A 20,618-nucleotide genomic window follows, 5' to 3' on the forward strand; every position below is an offset into this window, starting at 1 on the left:
TCTCTTCACACTTCCATCCAGACCTGATTGAGTATCTTTGCGGCCAGCGCGGCCTTATCCTGCGGCAGAAATCGCCCGTAGTGGCTTGCCACCATGTCCGGCGTATCCTGGATTGCATAGCTGGCCTGTTCGTAGGAGCCAGTCTGCTTCAAGATATGAGTGGCCAGGACGTCCCGGACGTTGTGCGGACCATGGGGAAGCAATCCCCTTATCGCGCCTCGGTCGGTATAAGGATTATAGATACCGTATCGCTGGATTGTGAGCCGCCACGCTTCGTAAAATGTCGTTTGGTCATAGGCTGCATCCTTGCTGTTTGTTTTTACAGTTTTGACAAACAGCGTGCCCGGATCGCGGGCATTTCTCAACAAGACCGCCCGGTGCCGTTCAATATAATCATTCAGGAATTTATAGAGGTCGAGCAGGTCGGGTAAAACCAGACGAAACGGCTTCGCACCAAAGAAAGACGAATTTGCATTCTTGAACGCATTGGAAGGAATGAGCACTTCCCAGCCCTGTTCACGGTCGCTCCAACGGATTTCTCCGCGCTTCATATCTTCAAGACGTCGCTCCGGTGTCGGGAAATTTCCACGGGGGCAAATAAGGAGCTGTCGCAAGTTCTTTTGACGCAAGCCGAGATGCAATCCAAGCCGGAGCATCAGGAACGAGCGAACCGCTTCTGCCGCTGGGACCGGATAGCGGTTTTCATCAGGTAATCGTTTAATTATCTCGTCCGTGATTTTTCGATATTCAGCAAGTGGACTATCGGCTTCCAAAACGCACATTATCGGTTCGAACGGATCCCGGTGAACCCGCATCACACGCTGGATTTCTCTGGAGCGATGTGTTGCATGTTTAAAGCACTCCGCACAGGATCCGTGCCAATCCTGCTGTGCAAAATCGATTTCTTCCGCTGTCACCAATCCTGGAACAGGCTGCAGTCCCTTTGCTAATTCAGCATGTTGCCACATCCAACCGGTTTCCGGGCGTGTCATGCCGAGTATTGCGCTCAGCATGTCCTGCTCCCACGATGTGTAAAAGCCGCGGCGCTTTTCTCGCCACTGAAGGTACCAGTCCCAGATTCCGGGAAAGACGAGCAAACCGAACGTTATTTTCCGCAGAGGAATGCCGCGTCCCTTGACTTCACTATCTGGAGAAGCAGCAAGGGCGCCGAATAAAAGTCCAAGATGCTCAACCTTTTGAGACGCAGTTTCTTCTCCCCAAACACCATTTCTCTGAAAACCGACTGATGTCAGGGTTGCTGTCTTAAACCGCACAAGATTGGCCATCTCCATTGCCAGGCGGGGAGGAGCGTCTACGACGCCCGCGAGCAGATCGGGATCTTCGATAAAATCATCTTCATCCACACTGCCTTCGAAATCCAAAGTTTCCGATCTGGTGCGTGGTGACAATACTGCGCCATAAGAAATTCCAGGGAACCGGATCGCATATCTCTGTTTGGACGCCTTCCTCTGAAACTGGCGATAATCAGTCGAGCCCGATATGATCACACGCCGGACCCATTCGAGGATCTCTTCCCGTTTGCTAAAGGAAAGCTGATTAAAGTCGTCTGGCAAATGCCAGACAATGCGCCGCCGTTCGGCGGCACTAACATCGCTGCCGAGTTCGTGACCGTATATTGATCGTGCCTGATGAGGCAGTCTGGATTTAAAATAACTCTCAGGAAGACGATATCGCTTTTCTATTCTCGTAAGTACATCGAAGCTATCGGCAGAGCGTGGCGTCTTCGTTCCATTCGCCCAATTCGATATTGTGCGGATGTCGAAAATCTCATGCTGTTTTATAATCGCGCGGTGGAGGCGCCAGTAGGTCTCACCGAACCTGCGCATATGATAATTCAAGGCCTGCTGGAAAGTCTGCGGATCTTCGGTCCACGCAAACAGCGGTTCCGGACACTCCTCAACAGGATCCGCCGGCGCTAAACTGGGCGACTTTGGACGAACAGGACTCACCGAGGCTGGGGCCCGGTCCGGCTTTGGCAAACGCAGGGCGGGGCGACGATCCTGTATTTTATATTTTGAGGCAATATGATCGGCTTGGGGAACGCTATTGTCGACCCATCGAATTAGGGCTTCGAGTGCAGGCCGGATAATATTCTTCAGCTTCCCCGTTAACTCACAATCCACCCGGCTTTCCGATGCAACCGATAACCAGTCGATCTGGCTTCGGCGCATCGGAGGCTTTCTGTGTTGGACGATCAGATCATCGAGATATGACTTGGTCTTATCGAGTATTTCTTCGGATACATGCGGCCTGACGCGTTTGTTGCAGAATTCAGAGATCATATTACGAAATTGAAGAGGTGAAGAAGTCTGTGTTTTCATTGCAGCCCAAATTGCTAAATTGACCGGCTTCTTGCCGGGCGTGGGCTGCTAATGCGAATTGATTAATCAATTCTGAAGCTTACAGAAAATTAGCGGGTATGCCTGAGGTTCAACTCCTTTCAAGGCGTAAAGGTGTATTTTCGCCGAGGTGAGGGGGCGATCGCTAACGGCCTTACTGACAATCTGGCAGACGGACGCCAAGTTTGCGCGTTCCGGATTCTTGACTTCGACTCAAAAACAAAAGAACTGCCACCAAATCTGCCCCGGTTACTGAAATTCGGGACATATCCGCAAAAACGCTCTGCCGAACCCAGGATAGTGTTTGGAAGGCCTCGAAGGCTGAATTGAAGGCGTCACATCGCTTGTCAAAAGAATATCACGGCGGTCATTGCGCGAAATGGCGATGTCAGCTTGTGAACAGATTATTGCAGCGCCATAGAAGGGAACGAGGGGCGGAGAGGCCCGGTGTTTCATGGCCCTCCCGCATCTGCGTAATCTCGATGAGCGATAAGGTGTGATTTTCGACGTAGCGACGCTAAACAGACAGTGTTTCAGCTGAGGGAGGAATACCGATGCCGAGATTTCTGGCTGTTTATACGATTAATTCTGAAGACCTCGCATCCTTCCGACGCCTGCCAAAAGCAGAGCAGGATGCGGTCGATGCGAAGGGAATAGCACAATGGATGGCATGGGAAGAACGCAACGCTGCTGCCATCCTTGATCGCGGCGGCATGGTGGGGAAGACAACGCGTGTGACGAAGCAGGGGATAGCGGAAGCCAAAAATCCGTTTTGCGGTTATCTTGTGGTGGAAGCTGAAACCGCGAATGCTGCGGCCAAGCTGTTTCAAGACCATCCACACATCACGGTATTTCCAGGTGACGGCATCGATATCATGCCCTTTGTGACGTAATTTCTTAATTATTCGTCGCTGCCGAACCGGGCCGATCAAGCGGGGTGTTCGGTCAAGGCAGCGCTTTATTTAGGTTCTCTAGCTGAATGAAATTTCCAAGTGCGGAGAAGAAGAATGTCACAGCATAAAATGTACACGTTCTTGCTTACCGCGGACCTCAGGAGCTTTTGAAGCCTGGTATACAAAACAGTTCGGACGCGGACCCATTTGCAGATCATCTGTCGATGTCAATCCGGCGGAATTTGTTTCCGATCTTTGTGAATCGAGATAAGAGTCGGGAAAACTAATAAACTGGGGGTATCAGATCCGGGCTGATGCTGTGAAACCAGATTCCAGCCCAGCGATCAGCGAAGTTGATAACCGCTTGGCGCCTTCATTCCAGCCGTCAGAATAGCAGATTCTCGACACCGATTGGTTCGACCGCACCGACGGCTCGCGGCGTGTCCCTCCCCCCCCCCGATTTCCGTCTTGATCCTATAATTTGCTGCAAAACCAACCTTATGGCCACGTGAGCAACATCGTTCTGTTCAAGCGCATCGCTTCCTGGTGATCTTCAAGCCAGTGAGCTCTCCCACTGATCAACTCGCCAATCAGGGCAAAATAAACGAGGCGTGCACGTGCTTGCGCTGGCAAGGTCGGAACACCGGCACTCTCAATGACTGACTGGAGGTAAATTAGACGTGCAGTGTCTATGCGTTCGATTGTTTTACGAACATCTGGATCCGATCCTCCCCAGCCACGTATAGCAGCTTCCAACCGCAGGTCGAGCTCACTCAGCGCGTCGGAAAGATGCTGGAGCCGTTGGTAGGGATCGCCACCGAGAGATTCGACCTCGGTAATGACACTGGCAGTCTGGGAGCGCTCCCATTCTTCGATCATCGCGCCAAGCAGATCCTCGCGTCTCGCGAAGTGCCAATAAAAACTGCCCTTGGTAATTCCGAGACGCTTGGCGAGAAGTTCGACCCGCACAGCAGCTATACCTCCCTCAGAGAGCGCGGAAAGACCAGCATACACCCAATCAATTCTATCAAGACGTTCCATACGAAATACCATACGGGACCGTATTGTGTTTCGCAAGTTGCTGCTTTAAGAAGCTCCATACGCAAACGTATGGAGACAGTTATGGACTGGCGCCTTTTGGTCGGATCTGTCATTACAATCGGCATCGCTGTGACACATTCGGTACTCGGTGAGCGACGTATAATCGCTCCCGGCTTCAACGCTTCCTTTGGTTTCTCTCCTACGAAGAGAGGAGATTTCATCCGCCTCACGTTGCGTTTTGCCTGGCACCTCACCTCCCTATTCATGTTTGCCTGCGCTGCACTGCTCCTTGCGGTTGCTGTTGCGCCTATAGATTTGGCATCAATTTTGAGCCTCGAAATCCTGGGCGCCCTGTTCGTCGCGTCCGCCGCGATCACAGGCTCTTACTCAAAAGGGCAGCATATCGCCTGGCCGTTATTCACGATCGTTGGAGTTCTCTGCTGGTGGACAGCGATACAGCATGACGGTGCAGTTTCATTTGAGGGGACGAAGCCATTTATCGGATTGGCTACGGCCATCGCACTTATGCTTATAGGAATCCTCCATCTGTATTGGGCGATCCGAGGGCCCGCAAATCTCGTCGCGGTCATTCCAGAAAAAAATGGCAAGCCGATTTTTTGTCCGAGCAGGATCGGAACGGCGGCGGTTGCGGTTGGAATCATCCTTGCCAGCGTTCTTGTAGCTGAACAATCCGCAGGCACAAAGTTTCTGATGATGCCCGGAGCCACCCGCATCGGCTGCTGGTTAACTGCGGTGCTTTTAATTGCACGAGCTGTGGGTGACTTCCGATATGTAGGGCTGTTCAAGGCGGATCATATGTCGACTTTCGCTTACTGCGACACAGCTGCATACACGCCACTATGCTTACTGCTTGGGCTGTCGGTGACGGTAAGCATGCTATAGATGCCTGCGTAGTTTGGTGCCGTATCTGTCAAGCATTGCGCGTTTAATCGTCTCATGGTGATATTCGTGATATTCTCATTTTTTCTGCTGGTCATCGACCATTGCACGGGCTACCGAAATCTTTAAGCTAGAAAGAACAGCATCCATGCGAAAGCTCAGCGGAAACCGGAAATACAGCTATACCGCTTCGGCGATAATCTCAGGTGGAAAGCCATGGCGATGATAAAGCGAGGAGCGATTGTCGAGCATGCCATCTTATCCACCGCTGAGCTTTACAACAAAGTTAACGTTACAGTGCCCAAAATAGTACGAACTTTTACCCGCCCCCTTTGGACTCGAGCAGCAGGTAATCCTGTCCATTACCATTAACGCGGCCTTCGCCGACTTGTATAAAGTGGTTTGAATGATAAAAAGCGAGTGCCCTCTCGTTGGCGGACACGCACTTGAGCCGGTAGCGATTGATCTTCCAGCCCGGCAACGCAAAAAGAAGAGCGCGACCAATCCCCCGACGCAAGAAGCGGGGATCAACGTGCAAGTGGTGGATAAATTGGTCGGGCTCCCAGACAGATATAAATCCAACGAGCACCTCCTGATTGCAGGCAACCAATTGAAATTCGCCTTCAGTTTGGCTGTCAAAATCGCCGAGATCAAACGAATAGGAAGGCTCCCAACGGAATGCTGCCTGCCGAGACCTTAAAAAGATATCCCGGAGGGCAGGTAGATCATCAGGTCCGCCAGGTCGGATAATAATGTTTTGATGTCTCATAGTACGCTTGAACCGTGCTATTCAAATCTTCGCTTCTTTTTTGCCCATCGGGCTAGGCCGTGCAACTCATAAGTTGCAAGTACCCAAGATTTGGTGGATCACTGGCCGAGAGCTTCCAGTGGCGGACGTGTGGTAGTTGAGTTCGCAATCATAACTTTAATATGAAGCTCGGCCGTGGATAAAAGGGCATGCGCGCTCAATCAAGGAGTTTGAAAAGCTTCTTTGCTCGTTGCTCCTTAATCACCTGGCGTATACTCCCGTTGCAGAGCAACCAGAGCAGAGGTTTTGTTGCCGTAACGCTCTGCAATTTTGTCAAGAGTATTGTCTATTGATTTGACGGGAGCCGCTACCGAGTCAAGTGATAGCTCAATGTAACCCGTACTCATTTTCTAGTGAGGTACCCTCGATTTAACACGGTCACTTTTCGAGATCGCGACGGCTTGCGAGCGATATGTTCTCGACCAGGCATCTGCACTGAGAGCCAGCGCGATTTCGTCAAAACTACCTGCGACTGGAATGGACAACGTCTCGTGCTTCCAGAACGAGAGGTAATTTCGAGCCACGAGCCCGATGTGTGCTGCAGTCAGGTGAAACGGCGCGGAAACATGCGCGTAATTCCAGTCTTCAACGCCGAGCTTTCTGGCTATAACTTTTGCATTTACCGATCCGGATATTGCTTCAACCAAAGCGAGACTTGCCGGAATTGATGCGGTAACACCGGTAGTCGTCATGACATAGTGGTCCGCAATAATGGCAATCAGCGGCCGAGACCGATCCGATTTCAAAGGTATCGATATCTGTTTTGTATCTGCGGCGGCTGTAGTGCCAGACAGCAACAGAAGGCACAGAAAGAAGACTTTCAGAAGGCGCATAATGGTTCCCGATGTCAGAGATTGCTCCATAAGTTTGCGCATATTGCTTCTGGCGGAAATGACGAAAGTATAGCATATTACGCCAATGAACATAAAATCTGGAAAGTCTGAACGGGTCCTCTTCATTGGTTATGAAGGTGTCCAGGCCATGGATGTGGTCGGACCGATGGAAGTATTCTCGACGGCTAATCTCTTTAAGCCGGAAAGCATCCCGCCTTATTAACTTATGTTCGCATTTCCTCACGGCGGATCGATAAAATGCAGTTCTGCTGGCGGAATTCGCCTGGGCGATGCGATCGCGCTCAGCGCAGTTCCTGCCGACATTGATACGATCATTGTGGCTGGAGGCAGTGAAGAGGGGCTTCGGAATGTAATTTATGAAACCGGTATGCCCGAGTGGCTGAAATCGCGCGCTTCGAGCACTCGTCGTTTGGCTAGTGTATGCACGGGCGCCTTCGTACTCGTCGCCGGCGGCTTTTTGGACGGAAAACGAGCAACAACACATTGGAATTCCACCCGGTTGCTCAAAGATTTGCGACCACAAATCGATGTTAAACCAGACGCGATCTTCGTAGCCGATCCACCAATTTACACTTCCGCCAGGATTGCTGCAGGTATTGATCTGTGTTTAGCTTTAGTTGAAGCTGATTGTGGGGCGCAGACCGCTCTTTCCGTGGCTCGTCAGCTGGTGCTTTTCATGCGCAGACCGGAGGGCAAGCCCCGTTCAATCCAGGTCTGGCATTGCAGGTCAAGGCGATGCCTCGGTTACGAAACCTGATTACCGCAATTCTCGAGAATCCTGCCGTGATCTGCCCACGAAAACAAAGCGCCTATTATCTGTACGACTAAATCAAGGAACGAAGAGCGCGAGATGCGAGCACGAGCGAATGATTGGGTGGAGCCATAGGGTTTCTCCTTGGCATCCAGGAGAAACCGACCGGCAGATTACGGCCGGGCCCGAAAGCCTAGCCGTAAGGGCAGTTCAGCCGTTGCTCGCTGCGTTTAGAACGGCCTTGACCGAAGCTGTGGCGATATCGTCGTCGATGCCGATTCCAAAAACCTTGCGGCCGTCACGAGCGCGGCATTCCAGATAGGCGACTGCCTGGGAATCTGTGCCGCGTTTCAGGGCATGTTCGTGATAGTCGAGGACTTCCAGCGTGACGCCACAACCCTCCTCGAGTGCCGAGACCGTGCTGGAGATCAGCCCATTCCCGCGACCCGTGATCGCAATCTCGCGGCCGTTGTGTCGGATTCTTCCAGCAAAGACGCGCGGCTTCCCGGCTCTGCGCGGATATCCGTCCTGATAACCCACCAGCTCGAATGGCTGCGGACCGGTCAGATTGTAAGCTTCTTCGAAGATCGACCAGATCATCGTAGCGGTGATTTCCTTGCCGGTGCTGTCAGCGAACTCCTGGATACGCCGGCTGAGATCGATCTGTAGTGATCGGGGCAGTTTCAGGCCCCTGTCCTGTTCGATCATCCAGGCAATACCCCCTTTCCCGGACTGACTATTGACTCGAATGACAGCCTCATATGTCTCTCCTATATCCGCCGGATCGACCGGCAGATAAGGCATCTCCCAAACTCCATCATTGCGTTGGCCATGAGCGGCGAAACCCTTGCGGATCGCATCCTGATGCGAGCCCGAAAAGGCCGTATGCACCAGCTCGCCGGCATAGGGGTGGCGCGGATGTACCGGCAGCCCGTTGCAATGCTCGACGGTTTTCACAACGTCGCGGACCGCGGGGAAATAGAGCTTCGGATCAATCCCCTGCGTATAGAAATTCAGGGCCAGCGTCACCAGGTCGACATTGCCGGTCCGCTCGCCGTTGCCGAACAGGCAGCCCTCGACGCGATCGGCCCCAGCCAGCAGTGCCTGCTCGGCCGCAGCCACGGCCGTACCGCGGTCATTGTGAGGATGCACACTTATCACCACGGCGTCGCGGCGCGAGATGTTGCGGCAGAACCACTCGATCTGATCGGCATAAACGTTGGGCGTTGCCACCTCGACAGTTGCCGGCAGGTTGAGGATCACCGGTTGCTCCGGCGTTGGCTGCCAAACATCAAGCACACGTTCGCAAATTTCGAGAGCGAAATCCGGCTCCGTAAAGCAAAAAGTTTCCGGCGAGTATTCGAAGGTCCATTTCGTCTGTTGCCGTTTAAGGCTTTCCTCCAGCATCGCAGTGACGCCGGTAACGGCCAGCTCTATGATCTCATGCCGCTCCATACCGAAGACAACGCGTCGGAACAGCGGAGCGGTTGCGTTATACAGGTGGACGATCGCCTGTTTCGCCCCATTCAGCGATGCAAAAGTTCGCGCGATGAGGTCTTTCCGCGACTGGGTAAGGACCTGGATCGTCACGTCATCGGGGATTCGCGCCTCTTCGATCAGAGCCCGAACGAAGTCGAACTCGGTCTGGGACGCCGATGGAAAAGCGATCTCGATTTCCTTGAAGCCAACAGACAGCAGCATGTCGTAAAAGCGCAGCTTGCGCTCGACATCCATTGGATTGGCAAGTGCCTGATTGCCGTCGCGCAGATCGGTAGACAGCCATCGCGGCGGTTTCGTGAGTCGATTGGACGGCCACGTTCGATCCCGCAGGTCGATAGGAGATGCGAAAGGACGATATTTGGTTTCAGGATTGGTCAACATGGCATGATCCAGTGCGGTGCGATTGGTAAAGGATTCGACACGGCTGACTACGATCACCGGGAAGCCGTCAGGCCCGGCGACCGCCGGTAAGTCGCAGCGCAAAGGAAATCACCGACAAGAGGAGCGGGTGGGTCGCGCGCGCAACGACCACGCCAAATGCCGTGGAGTGCGACGCTTCAATGCGGTTAACGAGACGGTTGCGGGTGAACACCTGGCGAAGAACTTTCTGTTGTTGGATGGCCTACCCTAGTCGTTCCCCAAATGATATTCTAACGCCGGATGATCATTAATCGTCGCGAAAGGATCATTTTTGCAAAACGGCGTAAATATCACAAACGAGATCGCCGTCATTACGCATGACGGACATCGCTTTTCAGGACTGAAGCACACTCACGTACACGCTCAGCTTCTCTACGCAGTCAGCGGGGTCGTATCGATCACGACTGATGAGGGCACTTGGGTAGTCCCGCCAAGCCGGGCTGTCTGGATTCCGCCCGGACTGGAGCACCAAACGTCTAGCCATGCAGGCGTGCAGTTCCGGTCACTTCTGATCGACACCAGCCAGATGCAGGATCTCCCCGGCGAGTGCGTCGTCGTAGAGATCACATCGCTCCTCCGGGAATTGATCCTGAAGCTCGCCAACCTTGCCGAGAACCCGACAAGTCGTGACAGGACAGACGCCGTCGTCACGTTGCTCCTGATGGAACTTTCCTTCCAATCAGTGCAGCCACTCAAGTTGCCAACTCCGAAGCATCTCGAGTTGGCGCAAATATGCGAGCGGTTCCGCAACGATTTGACGCAAAACCTCCCCGTTGAAGCTGCGGCAGCTCTACTTCACGTGAGCAGAGCGACCTTTATGCGGCAGTTCAAGCGTGAAACCGGCATGGGTTTCGGGCATTGGCGCCAACAAGCCCGGATGCTCGCTGCCTTGACGATGCTGGCGGAAGGAAGAAGCATCCTCGATGTCGCTTTTGAATGTGGCTACAACAGCCCGAGCGCCTTTTCCGCCATGTTCCGCCGATCGCTCGGGTGTTCACCCAGCGCTTACTTTTGAGCCAACCCTTCAGATCACCCGATTGGCGAGCCGTGGAAAGATGCGGTCGTACACGGCAATCAACGCCCGCAATTTCTAGCAGGAAGGTCATCGCCTCGCCGTCCAGCCAGAACATGTAGAGCGATTTCCCCTGTTATCTCAGTGAGTTTGCACAGTCTTCCGATCCTCGTTTTAGAGGGCTAGGGAGTAGACATAGTTCTCGTCTTCAGCCGGCGCGGCGCGCCAAATTCCTCCAACTTCTCTCTTTGGCGCGCTATCACCGGGGAAACGACGCAGACGCGATGATCGGATAATCGCTACCGAGATAAAGGTGTAGGAAAGGCGGCGTTTGGCGGCACAAAATTTCGAATCGTTTATGGTCGAACTTGTAATGTGATCCAAGGCGGCGCTCACGCATTCAGCATTCAATCGAGGAGCATATCCATGCCAAGCTGCGACAGAACTTGACATGATAACACCAGCTCTGCAGACTGCCATCCACCGCTCGACATTGCACGTCGTCACCGCACACCACCGAGCCGAGTCGCCCACGGCCGATGACGTGGGCGCCCGAAATAACGCGCGGGTGAGGCACCAAAAGCTTTCTTGAACATAGCAATGAAATTACTGGGCGACGCATAGCCCAATTCGTCGGACACCACTGCCACAGAGAGTCCTCGTGCAAGCATATCCAGACCATGTGTCAGTTGGGCCTGCTGGCGCCATTGCGCAAAGGTCAGGCCCGTTTCTGCCACGATCAGGCGGCTCAAGGTCCGAGGCGACATCGCTGCGAAAGAGGCCCAGTCTTCAAGCGTGCGGGTGCTTCCGGGGGTTTCGAGAAGTGCGTGTGCAATCTTTTGCAGGCGCACGTCCGATGGCATCGGCAGGTACAGCGCCTCATGTCGCGCCTGGTAGATTTCGTCGCGGATCACTGCCGCGATGCGCTCTTGTTCCGGGGCGAGCGAGACGTCCTTGCTCCATTCAACAGCCCTCGACACGAGCACACGAAGCACGTCGCTGATGCCGATGACGCAGGGCTGTTCCTGAAAATCGTGGCAGACCTGGGGCGCGAGGAACAGCGTCCAGCCACTCACGGCTCCGCTGACGCGAACTTTGTGCGGCACATTCGGTGGAATCCATCCAGCGCGATGCGGCGGAAGCAGCCAGGCGCCGTTCGCCGTCGTCACATGAATCAGGCCCGCTTCGACACAGAAGACCTGACCGCGCAGATGATGATGCCAATCGTACTCGCGCGTCCCGAGGCGATATTCATTTCCAGGAAGGTCGTCCCCCCGGATCGCGATGAGCGAGGGTCCCTCACTCCAATCGCTATACCCGTCCGAAGCGCTTTTCACTGAGACATCCATTTGTCCAGAAATCACTATTTTCTGTCCATATACCGTTATCATCACGATCCGCTTTCGTGCAACTCCGTTCCAGAGATTGGCAGGGCCGAGAAAGAACAACCGCAGGAGCGAACATGAGAGAGTTTCACGTTGCCATTATCGGCGCCGGGCTTGGGGGACTGGCCTTGGCGCAGGGCCTCAACCGCGCGGGGATAGCCTTCGACGTCTACGAGCGCGACCCTGCGCCCGACAGCCGCATTCAGGGGTATAGGATCAGGATCGACGCCGATGGGCAGCGCGCCTTGGCAGCGGTGCTGCCCTCCGACCTTTATATGCTGTTCCGGCAGACCGCTTCGACCGCTGCCACGGAGGGTCGCTTCATCACGCCCCAGCTGGAAGAAGCGACGGGACGGGTGCCTGAAAGCTGGCACACGGGATCATCGGAGGACGACTCGTACAAAAGCCCCGACCTGAGCGTCAACCGTCACACGTTGCGCGAGATCCTGATGTGCGGGATCGAGGAGAACATTCATTTCGGGCACGGCTTCGACAATTACCGCATATTGGAGGATGGCCGGGTCGAACTTGTTTTCGACGATGCCGATCCTGTCGTATCCAGTCTGGTGGTCGGCGCCGACGGCGTGAATTCGCGAGTAAGGACCCGACTGGCGCCCGATGCCGCACCGAACGATACGGGCGCGGTTTGCATTTACGGAAAATCCCCACTGAACCGGCTGGACGATACGACGGATGCCTATGCCGGAACGAGCGTCGTATTTGCCGATGGTTTCAGCGCCGTCATCGACGAGATGCGCTTTGAGGGTGATCTGTCAGCCATTGCCCGGTCGATCGCTCCGGGCTGCAAGCTGACGGATGTCGACGACTACCGCTATTGGGCCATCATCTGCCCCCACGATCGTCTCGGACTAAACCCGGCCGATGCTCCCGCCGCTGGGTCTGCTCTCGGCTACGTCCTTTCGTCATTGACTAGAAATTGGCACCCCTCGCTTCGACAAATCATCGACCGGACCGATCTTTCGGCAGTGGCGATGCTGCCAGTGAGAAGCGGAAGGCCTGAGGTCGATTGGAGATCGGGTCCTGTAACATTGCTCGGCGATGCCGTTCACGCGATGAGCCCCGCAGGTGGTGTTGGAGCCAATACAGCTCTGAAAGATGCCCTTGCGCTTGCCGGTGCCCTGAGCAGCGCAGCAACGTCGCAACACAAGCTCGTCCAGATTGTTGCCGGGTACGAGCGCATTATGCGCGAGTGGGCATTGAAGGCTGTGGCCGTTTCCAACCGGGGCGCGGCGAAGCTCTTCGAACTTTCTGGTACCGCGCCTGACATAAGTTAGCGGCCCGGATCTTGATCATCTTGGAAGTTACGGATTGGAGCAGCCGGATTGGCCGCGGGAAGTTGTTGATGTCAGATTGCAATAGAAATTTTGAACTGCACGACATAGCGCAGTTTCCGATCGTCCATGCCAGTGAGCTGGAAAAAATGCCGGGAACAGCCGACCAGTGGCAGTGTGAAATGGAGATGCTGATCGCCCGCGGCGAAGCTTTCGTTATCATTTTCCCGCCAGGTTTCAGCGGGGGCGACGCCTCGCGGACTGATGAACCGCAAAGACCTGCTCAGGAAGGAAGAAGACTTCGGGCGCGGTGGTTGAAAGAGAACCGCCGAGCCTTGGCAGCAGTTTGCAAAGGGCTGATTAGCATCGAAGAAAGCAGCCTCAAGCGCGCATTTGAGGTGGCCAAATCCGCCATGCTCGAAAAGGCCTTCGGTGTTCCGTTCAAGGTGGCTGGTTCCCTGCAAGAGGCCGAACAACTCGGCCGCGCGCTCGTCGCCTTATCTCATCGCGACGTGGCGTTGGCCCCATGATCATCCCCCGTTGTGACGGCTTGCTACGAGAATTGAGGGGATGGGAGCCGGATTCCAGATCGAGCTAAAGGAGGGGGTATAGCGTAGACGTAGTTCTCGTCTTCGCCCGGCGCAGCGCGCCAAATATTCCTAGAATTCTCGTGCCCTAACGTCCTTAGCTTTTCAGCGACCTCGGTGGGAAGGTCGCGCATGCCACTGTTCAGCCTTCTTCATCCCGATGCTTGGAGATGACCACGGGCAGGGAATAGAGATACGCTATTAGATATCTCCTACCCAACCCCGAAGCGATCACGATAGGAGCGGGGCGTAACTCCCAAGCGTTTTTGGAATGCGCGGTGTAAGGAATGGAGGCTGCCGAAACCTGAGCGCTCGGCGATGCGTGGCAGAGACCAGTCCGATGTCTCAAGAAGCGCCTTCGCACGCTCAATCCGTGCACCTTCCACGAATTGTGCCGGTGTCGTGCCGGTTTCCCTGTTAAAGGAGCGCGAGAAGGTCCGCTCGCTCATTCCCGCGCGGGCCGCTAGAGCGGGGCCGGAAAGATCTCCGATCGGATTCTCGATGATTTCGTCTAATAGCCTGCGCAGGCGCGGCGTGGCGTTGACCTGGGTCGCCAGAACCGGACTGAACTGCGATTGCCCTCCCGACCTGCGCATGAACAGCACCAACTGTCGAGCGACGGACAATGCCGTTTGCGCCCCGCAATCGGCTTCAACTAATGCCAGGCATAAATCGATACCTGTCGTGACCCCTGCCGAGGTATAAGTCGGTGGCTCAGCGACGAATATGGCATCAGGTTCGACATTGATCTGCGGTCGAAGCTCCTTCAGGAGGCCGACGGAATTCCAGTGCGTGGTCGCACGCTTCCCGTCCAGGAGCCCACCAGCAGCGAGCACGAAAGCGCCGGTGCAAACACTGACAAGTCGGCGCGTTGTGCCACTGCGTGACTTCAGCCATTCGACCAATGTCGTGCCGAAGACAACGCCGCGCAAAGCTTCTTCGCTGCCGCCGGCCACGATGATCGTATCGATCTCATCCGGCAGCATGTGCAACGCCACGGCATTTCCCAATTGCAATCCGCCGGCTGAACTGCATTTCACGCAGCCACCGGCCGGAGAAGCCAATGTAACAACATACTGCGGTGTGGGCTGTGAGAGATAGAGGTTCGCCATCGCGAAAACTTCCATAGGGCCGACCACGTCCATGGCCTGCACCCCGTCATACCCGATTACGACAATCAGCCTGGTCTTTTGAATCATTGGCGTAAAATGCGATAGAATTGACATTTTCGCCATAGCTTTCAGCGGCTATTTGGAGCTGTTTCCATCAAACACGGATAACCTTATGCGCAGTCTTATGAAAATTCTCCTTGCGGTCCTTCTGGTCGCCTCCTGCATTTCGGGGCCGGGAAGTGCTGTGGGCGCCGATGCCAGCTCCATTCATCTGCCGCCTGTGAAGGCCGGACGAGAACGGCCGCTCGTTGCGATTGTGGCTGATAATGAAGGCACGGAGACAACCGATCTCATCGTGCCTTATGGCGTATTAAAGGGGGCGGATGTCGCGGATGTCGCCATTGTCTCGACTCACGCCGGTCCAGTCAGGTTGATGCCCACGCTTAAAATCCAGCCGGATACGACCATACATGCATTTGACGTGGCCCATCCGGAGGGTGCTGACATCATTATCGTGCCGGCGATGCATGACAGCAGGAACGAAGCCGTGATCGGGTGGGTACGAGATCAGTCCGGCAAGGGAGCAGTCGTCGTGTCCATCTGCGAGGGTGCATGGATAGCCGCTCGCGCCGGTATCCTCGACGGAAGGGCGGCAACCACCCATTGGTACGCGTTCGATGAGATCGCAAGAAATTTTCCCAAGGCACGATGGGTTCGGGGCCAGCGCTTTGTTTTTGATGACAATGTCATGACCACGACCGGCGTCACCGCTTCGATTCCCGCAAGTCTTGCCCTAGTTGAAGCCTTGGCGGGACGTGCAAAAGCGAAAGCGATGGCGGCCGAACTCGGTACCGGAAATTGGACTTCGGTACATGATTCCGCATCGTTTCATCTTACGGCGCGGCGCATGTGGTTCGTTGCTCGCAACTTTCTCTCGTTCTGGAACCGCGAGACCCTATCGATCCCGGTCACAGACGGCTTTGACGAAATTGCGCTTGCGCTCAGCGCCGACGCATGGTCGAGGACTTATCGTTCGCAAGCGGTCGCTACGGCCGGAAAGGCACTTGTCGAATCGCGTTACGGTCTTGCCCTGATGCCGGATCAAAATGCGGATACATGCGAAGCCCAGCTATCACTCGATCAGACAATTGCCTCGGCGAAGGCTTTAGACCGCACCCTTGAGGAGATTGCAGCCCGCTATGGCGACGCAACCGCAGACCTGGTCGCGCTTCAACTGGAATATGCGCGATAGAGCCAGCGCAACAATAAGTAGCACTTCAACGAGGAAAGCCGTTTAGCGATACGCACGGCCAGCAAGGCATCGAGGCACGGTAACGCTAACTTTGTTGTAAAGCTCAGCGATGGATAAGATGTTATGCACGACCGTATCCGAAGCGCGGGCTGGCATCAGCCGATATCTAACCTTTTACAATAGCCGACGCCCACATTCATCGCTTGACCGGCAGACGCCAGATCAGGTCTAAGGGTGGCGTCGCCTTAACTGATTTTGAGGCGCGATAGTCCCTTCGGCCTGAATTTCACGTTTCTATTGGCAAGGTAATTTCCCGCCAGGTCGAGATGGCGTGGGTGCGAAGCTGGCGATGATCGGCGGCGGACAAGTATTTCCGATGAAGAAGAAACAGATTGGCGATCTGGCTGTGAGTTGAGACGAAACGCTGACATTGCCGCGCGGACTTGAAGCGCATCATACGTCGCTCTCGTCGTCGTACAGGAAGGTGTGAATTCTCCGCTCGATTGTTCAATCCCTTGTGCGAGCGATGGTCGACGCCCGGCATCAACTCGGCCTTTGCGGCCGAATAGGAACGTAGCTTGTCGGTCACAAGCACCCGCGGGATGGTACCCTGGCCCTTGAGCAGTTTACGCATCAGGCGCAACGCGGCGGCCTTATTCCTTCGGTTTTGCAGCAGGGTATCGAGGACGTAACCGTTTGCATCGACGGCGCGCCACAGCCAGTATTTCTTCCCCTTGATCGTCACTACCATCTCATCGAGTTGCCACTTGTCGGCAAACTGACCTCGTGAGCGGCGCCGGAGCTGACGAGCGAACTTCAAGCCGAATTTAGCTGCCCATTCCGCGACGGTCTGAAACGAGACGGCGATACCGCGCTCGGCTAACAGATCTTCGACGTCGCGCAAGCTGAGCGGAAATCGATAGTAGAGCCACACGGCGTGAGCAATGATCTCAGCGGGAAAGCGATGGCGTTTGAAATGGGAGTGCGGGGCTTCGGTCATGGCAACCCCAATATCAAGCCCATCCCAACCAGACAGTTAAGGCGACGCCACCCTTCCATCAGATAAAGATTGCACATCGCGGGCTATCCACTCCGACCAGATCGAATAGCGGATAATCTAACGTCGGCTATTGGTTGGCCCTGCTTGAGAAGTTCCAGCCTGAAGACGTCGGCATTGTCCTGCCTCAGTGCCAACCCTGCATAGGTGGCGTGCTGAATTATCCCATCTTCATCCCAGGCCTGAGTTTCATCATCACGTTGCCGACTAGATGTACGAAGAACGCCCGACAGCTACTTCTGTGAACGGCGCCATGCACCTGGTGTTTCGCCCGCCCGGCGCTTGAATGCCCGGTTGAGATGCATCGCATCGACGAATCCCGTAGCCTCCGCGACCGCTTGCAGTGGGATGTCCGTATCAAGAAGAATTTCCTTTGCAAATTTGATTCTTTGCTCGAGCTGCCACTGATAGGGCGAAAGCCCGGTCGACGCCTTGAAGGCTCGACAAAAGTGCCACTGTGACTGGTTGAGAATTCCAGCTAGCTCGCTTAGTTCTATCTGACGGGGTAATTGTTCGCGCATATACTCGGTAACTCGTTTCACCTGCCATTGAGCGAGCTTGCCCGCCTTGCGAACTTCTGCATCTCCTGCAGATAAGATCGCGAAAATCGCGGCAGTTAGGCTTTCGCCAAGCAGGTTTGAGGTCTTTTCTGTCCGAATTTCGAGCAACATACGGACGAGTGTCAGAATTCGACTGTCCATGAATCTAATGCGTGGTTGCTCGAATGCCCGAGCGGTGAATTCGTCGCCGAATGTTCTGACGAGTGTCGGAATGTCGAAACGCAATACAGCGTAGTGGCAGTACTCAAGCTCTCCGTAACCCCACAGGCGCATACCCTTGGGGATCAGGGCCATATGGTTTGGACGGTGGTCAATTGGGCAGGGTTGGTCCCTCTTTAACCGGGGTTCGGTAAAGCCGCCGACCTCATCGAGATTAATGGTGAGCCCGGTTTCATCTTCCCGAACAAGCTCGTGAAGGACCTTTCCCCTTAGCTGCTCACGTCGCTCATCAATGGTCACGCCATTCCAAGATCCTGTCCAGCTATCAAGCTTGACGATCTTAGTGAGAAAGTCGGCCTCGTCGTCGATAGCCGTCATCGCGAATCCGAGACCAATGTCGAAGCCCGCAACACTCTACTACTACGCCACGCCATCGACGTCATATTGACCTACTTCCTCAGTACACGGAGCGGCTGCTTCGAGCTGCCGAACCCACGGCTTCAGCCTTGGGTTCAACAAAGCTGACCATCCATCGTTGACTTAAGGTATTTGATGGCCCCGGTTCAAGTGTCCAATCGCTGAGTGCGGACGTTTTGGCATTACGATTGGCTGGGAAGTCGTCTCGGTGAGAGCTTGGCTAGATGGCCCGCAATCAAGCCGCGGGCCATCGGTTCACATTAATGGGCCTGCACCTGGAGGACCTTGCCGGGCTTGCCGTCGACCGATGAGGCAACGACGATATACCTGCGTTCATCCTTGTGCTTGGATTCGACGATCTGTCGGATCGGGCCGACTGCGTTGACGATCGCGGAACCGGCCGGGTTCGTCATGAAGTTGGACAGGCCCTGAAGGGGGCCGCTGCCATCGGCCTTGTCGGAGAGTGCCAGCACGTACATCGTCTTCGGTTCAAGCCCGGTCACCGATGCCTGCAACACCTGCGTCAGGCCCTGGTCGAAGAGCGTAACGCTTGTCGGCGCCGTCTTGTCCTTGTCGCCCTTTGCCGACAGCGTCAGATGGGCGGCGACGCCTGCGGTGCCGAGCGGCTGCAAGTTCTGCATGCCGTCGCCTTCAGGAACGGCATTCGGCACATAGTTGACGGCCTGTGCCGCCTGGCCGATCGGGATCGTCGCGATGACCTTGTTGGTCAGCGTATCGATTGCGGCCATCGCATCGGCGTTTTCAAGGCCGACATAGACGCGCGTGCCGTCGCCGGAGGGCCAGACACCGTGTGGCAGTTTGCCGACGGGGATGGTGGCGACTTGCTCGAAATTGTCGGTGCGGAATACCTTGACCTCGTTGAGGCCGCCGACGGTGATGTAAGCGAAGCTGCCGTTTTTGTTGGTGGCTAGGTTGACGTGGTTGGTGATCGGGCCGGTATCAATCGTCTGGATCAGATCGAAGGGCGGCTGGGCATTGAAGACCTGGGTCTTGCCTATGTCTTTCAGCGTAAACCAGACCTGCTTTCCATCAGGCGAGGCCGCGATATTGGGGCAGAAGGGGCTCGCCTGCTTCACATGGCCGACGATCTGGTGATCGGCGACAGTGACGACGACGGTCTCCGGATTGAAGGATGAGCAGATGTAGCCGTACTTGCCGTCAGGCGAGAAGATCTGCATGCCAGGCCCGGCAGGCACCTTGATCTGCGTCTTCTCCTCGAATGTGGCGGCGTCGATGACGGAGATATAGTCCTCGCCACGGACCGTCACCCATACTTCCTTGCCATCGGGCGTATAGAATGCCTCGTGCGGCGAGCGGCCGACATAGGTGGTGTGCTTTACCGCATTCGTTGCAGTGTTGATGAAGGTCACCGAGTTCGAACCGATCGAGACCACCGCGATCGTCTTCTTGTCGGGCGAAAAGCCCATGCCGTGGACCAGCACCTGGCCCTTGTAGAGCGGCGAGAGGTTGCCGGGCTGGGGATCGCCGAGCTTGATGACGCCGAGAAGCTTGTTAGTCGCGGGATCGGTCACCGACAGCGTGTTGGAGAATTGCTCGGCGGCATAGACGCGGTCCTTGCTGCTGACGGGAATGTCCGGATCAGCGGCGGCGAAGGGCGCCTGTCCCGCGAAGGCTGCAAAAGGCAATAGCATGCTGCCCGCCAGCAAGCTGGCGGCGAAAGATGTCCGAATATTCATTGGGAGGACCTCTGGCTTACATCTTCATGTTGGGGTCCATGCCCTGCATGGTCTTGCTGGGCTTGGATCCGGTTGGGGTAGTCTCCGGGGTGACCTGGGTTGGGGCCGCTTCGGATGGGGGGAGCGGATCGCCGATCGCAAGCTTCATGGCCGCGATCTCCTGTTGCTGATCCACGATGATCTCCTGCGCGATGCGCTTGAGCTGTTCGTTCTTCCCGTATTTGAGAACTGCGAGTGCCATCTCGATGGCGCCCTGGTGATGGGGCGTCATCATCGCCACGAAGTCGCGGTCGACATCACCTGATGGCTCGACCTCCATGTCCGCCATCATCTTGTTCATGGCCGCGTCGTTCTCCGCGAGATAGGCTGCCTCAGGAGCGGCGCTATCTGCTTGAATTGCCGAATGGTCGTGCTGCGATGGATCATGGGCGAAGGCGGCGCAGGCGCTCGCCATCGCCAGGATGGTGGCCGCAAGAGCCATCAACTTTCGGGAGGACCAGAGGTTCATCGGCTTCTTCCTTCTTGTTACATCGAGGTGAA

19 protein-coding genes are annotated in these 20,618 nt (G+C 55.4%); 8 read left to right on the top strand and 11 right to left on the bottom strand.

Translation table 11 applies throughout. The annotated features are described in order from the left end of the window. Window positions 1-5: 5 nt before the first annotated feature. Window positions 6-2,342 carry a hypothetical protein gene (locus tag D8666_RS19890; protein ID WP_121539145.1) on the bottom strand — a complete coding sequence of 779 codons (2,337 nt, stop codon included), beginning with the start codon at window positions 2,340-2,342 and terminating at the stop codon, window positions 6-8. A 572-nt stretch (window positions 2,343-2,914) separates the two neighbouring features. Between D8666_RS19890 and D8666_RS19895 the strand changes: the two genes are divergently transcribed. After that, window positions 2,915-3,253 (top strand): hypothetical protein, encoded by a 339-nt coding sequence (locus D8666_RS19895; RefSeq protein WP_121539146.1) that lies wholly within the window; start codon window positions 2,915-2,917, stop codon window positions 3,251-3,253. A 498-nt stretch (window positions 3,254-3,751) separates the two neighbouring features. Here the strand turns inward: D8666_RS19895 and D8666_RS19900 are convergent, their stop codons facing one another. Beyond that, window positions 3,752-4,294, bottom strand: a complete 543-nt coding sequence (locus D8666_RS19900) for a TetR/AcrR family transcriptional regulator (protein ID WP_167836128.1) — start codon at window positions 4,292-4,294, stop codon at window positions 3,752-3,754. Between the two features lie 81 nt (window positions 4,295-4,375). Here D8666_RS19900 and D8666_RS19905 point away from each other — a divergent pair, with 81 nt between their 5' ends. Beyond that, entirely contained in the window at window positions 4,376-5,197 is an 822-nt protein-coding gene (locus tag D8666_RS19905) for a DUF3995 domain-containing protein (protein WP_167836129.1), read from the top strand. A gap of 316 nt (window positions 5,198-5,513) precedes the next feature. On the opposite strand, the gene D8666_RS19910 is transcribed toward D8666_RS19905, so the two are convergent. Further along, a complete protein-coding gene (locus D8666_RS19910) occupies window positions 5,514-5,963 on the bottom strand; it encodes a GNAT family N-acetyltransferase (protein ID WP_121539149.1) in 450 nt (149 codons plus the stop codon). Window positions 5,964-6,352: 389 nt separating this feature from the next. After that, a complete protein-coding gene (locus D8666_RS19915; RefSeq protein WP_147438017.1) occupies window positions 6,353-6,835 on the bottom strand; it encodes a hypothetical protein in 483 nt (160 codons plus the stop codon). Between the two features lie 226 nt (window positions 6,836-7,061). On the opposite strand from D8666_RS19915, the gene D8666_RS19920 reads away from it, so the two are divergent. Beyond that, on the top strand, window positions 7,062-7,613 hold the full coding sequence (locus D8666_RS19920; RefSeq protein ID WP_121539151.1) for an AraC family transcriptional regulator: 552 nt from the start codon (window positions 7,062-7,064) through the stop codon (window positions 7,611-7,613). A 204-nt stretch (window positions 7,614-7,817) separates the two neighbouring features. Here D8666_RS19920 and leuA read toward each other — a convergent pair whose 3' ends face one another. Next, a complete protein-coding gene (leuA, locus tag D8666_RS19925) occupies window positions 7,818-9,488 on the bottom strand; it encodes a 2-isopropylmalate synthase (RefSeq protein ID WP_121539193.1) in 1,671 nt (556 codons plus the stop codon). Window positions 9,489-9,798: 310 nt separating this feature from the next. Between leuA and D8666_RS19930 the strand changes: the two genes are divergently transcribed. After that, window positions 9,799-10,542, top strand: coding sequence for an AraC family transcriptional regulator (locus D8666_RS19930; protein WP_121539152.1), 744 nt, complete (start codon window positions 9,799-9,801; stop codon window positions 10,540-10,542). 500 nt (window positions 10,543-11,042) lie between these two features. Here the strand turns inward: D8666_RS19930 and D8666_RS19935 are convergent, their stop codons facing one another. Continuing rightward, window positions 11,043-11,930, bottom strand: a complete 888-nt coding sequence (locus D8666_RS19935) for an AraC family transcriptional regulator (protein ID WP_235859026.1) — start codon at window positions 11,928-11,930, stop codon at window positions 11,043-11,045. Window positions 11,931-12,001: 71 nt separating this feature from the next. On the opposite strand from D8666_RS19935, the gene D8666_RS19940 reads away from it, so the two are divergent. Both D8666_RS19940 and D8666_RS19945 read left to right on the top strand, forming a co-directional pair. After that, window positions 12,002-13,219 (top strand): FAD-dependent oxidoreductase, encoded by a 1,218-nt coding sequence (locus D8666_RS19940; RefSeq protein WP_121539154.1) that lies wholly within the window; start codon window positions 12,002-12,004, stop codon window positions 13,217-13,219. 68 nt (window positions 13,220-13,287) lie between these two features. Continuing rightward, window positions 13,288-13,746 carry a hypothetical protein gene (locus tag D8666_RS19945; RefSeq protein WP_121539155.1) on the top strand — a complete coding sequence of 153 codons (459 nt, stop codon included), beginning with the start codon at window positions 13,288-13,290 and terminating at the stop codon, window positions 13,744-13,746. A 269-nt stretch (window positions 13,747-14,015) separates the two neighbouring features. Here the strand turns inward: D8666_RS19945 and D8666_RS19950 are convergent, their stop codons facing one another. After that, window positions 14,016-15,038, bottom strand: coding sequence for a GlxA family transcriptional regulator (locus tag D8666_RS19950; RefSeq protein WP_209446001.1), 1,023 nt, complete (start codon window positions 15,036-15,038; stop codon window positions 14,016-14,018). Between the two features lie 49 nt (window positions 15,039-15,087). Between D8666_RS19950 and D8666_RS19955 the strand changes: the two genes are divergently transcribed. Together D8666_RS19955 and D8666_RS19960 are read left to right on the top strand one after the other, a co-directional pair. Continuing rightward, complete coding sequence (locus D8666_RS19955; RefSeq protein ID WP_121539157.1) at window positions 15,088-16,167, top strand: DJ-1/PfpI family protein; 1,080 nt, start codon at window positions 15,088-15,090, stop codon at window positions 16,165-16,167. 109 nt (window positions 16,168-16,276) lie between these two features. Next, window positions 16,277-16,399: an integrase core domain-containing protein gene (locus D8666_RS19960; RefSeq protein ID WP_268967061.1), complete on the top strand. Its 123-nt coding sequence runs from the start codon at window positions 16,277-16,279 to the stop codon at window positions 16,397-16,399. Window positions 16,400-16,453: 54 nt separating this feature from the next. Here D8666_RS19960 and D8666_RS19965 read toward each other — a convergent pair whose 3' ends face one another. From D8666_RS19965 to D8666_RS19980, 4 genes are all read right to left on the bottom strand, one after another. Continuing rightward, window positions 16,454-17,167 carry an IS6 family transposase gene (locus D8666_RS19965; RefSeq protein ID WP_121539158.1) on the bottom strand — a complete coding sequence of 238 codons (714 nt, stop codon included), beginning with the start codon at window positions 17,165-17,167 and terminating at the stop codon, window positions 16,454-16,456. Between the two features lie 290 nt (window positions 17,168-17,457). Continuing rightward, window positions 17,458-18,321, bottom strand: coding sequence for a helix-turn-helix domain-containing protein (locus D8666_RS19970; RefSeq protein ID WP_121539159.1), 864 nt, complete (start codon window positions 18,319-18,321; stop codon window positions 17,458-17,460). 299 nt (window positions 18,322-18,620) lie between these two features. After that, on the bottom strand, window positions 18,621-20,078 hold the full coding sequence (locus tag D8666_RS19975; RefSeq protein WP_121539160.1) for a YncE family protein: 1,458 nt from the start codon (window positions 20,076-20,078) through the stop codon (window positions 18,621-18,623). 16 nt (window positions 20,079-20,094) lie between these two features. Further along, window positions 20,095-20,586, bottom strand: coding sequence for a DUF305 domain-containing protein (locus D8666_RS19980; protein WP_121539161.1), 492 nt, complete (start codon window positions 20,584-20,586; stop codon window positions 20,095-20,097). Window positions 20,587-20,618: the final 32 nt, after the last annotated feature.

This window comes from Ochrobactrum soli (assembly GCF_003664555.1).
Taxonomy (GTDB): domain Bacteria; phylum Pseudomonadota; class Alphaproteobacteria; order Rhizobiales; family Rhizobiaceae; genus Brucella; species Brucella teleogrylli.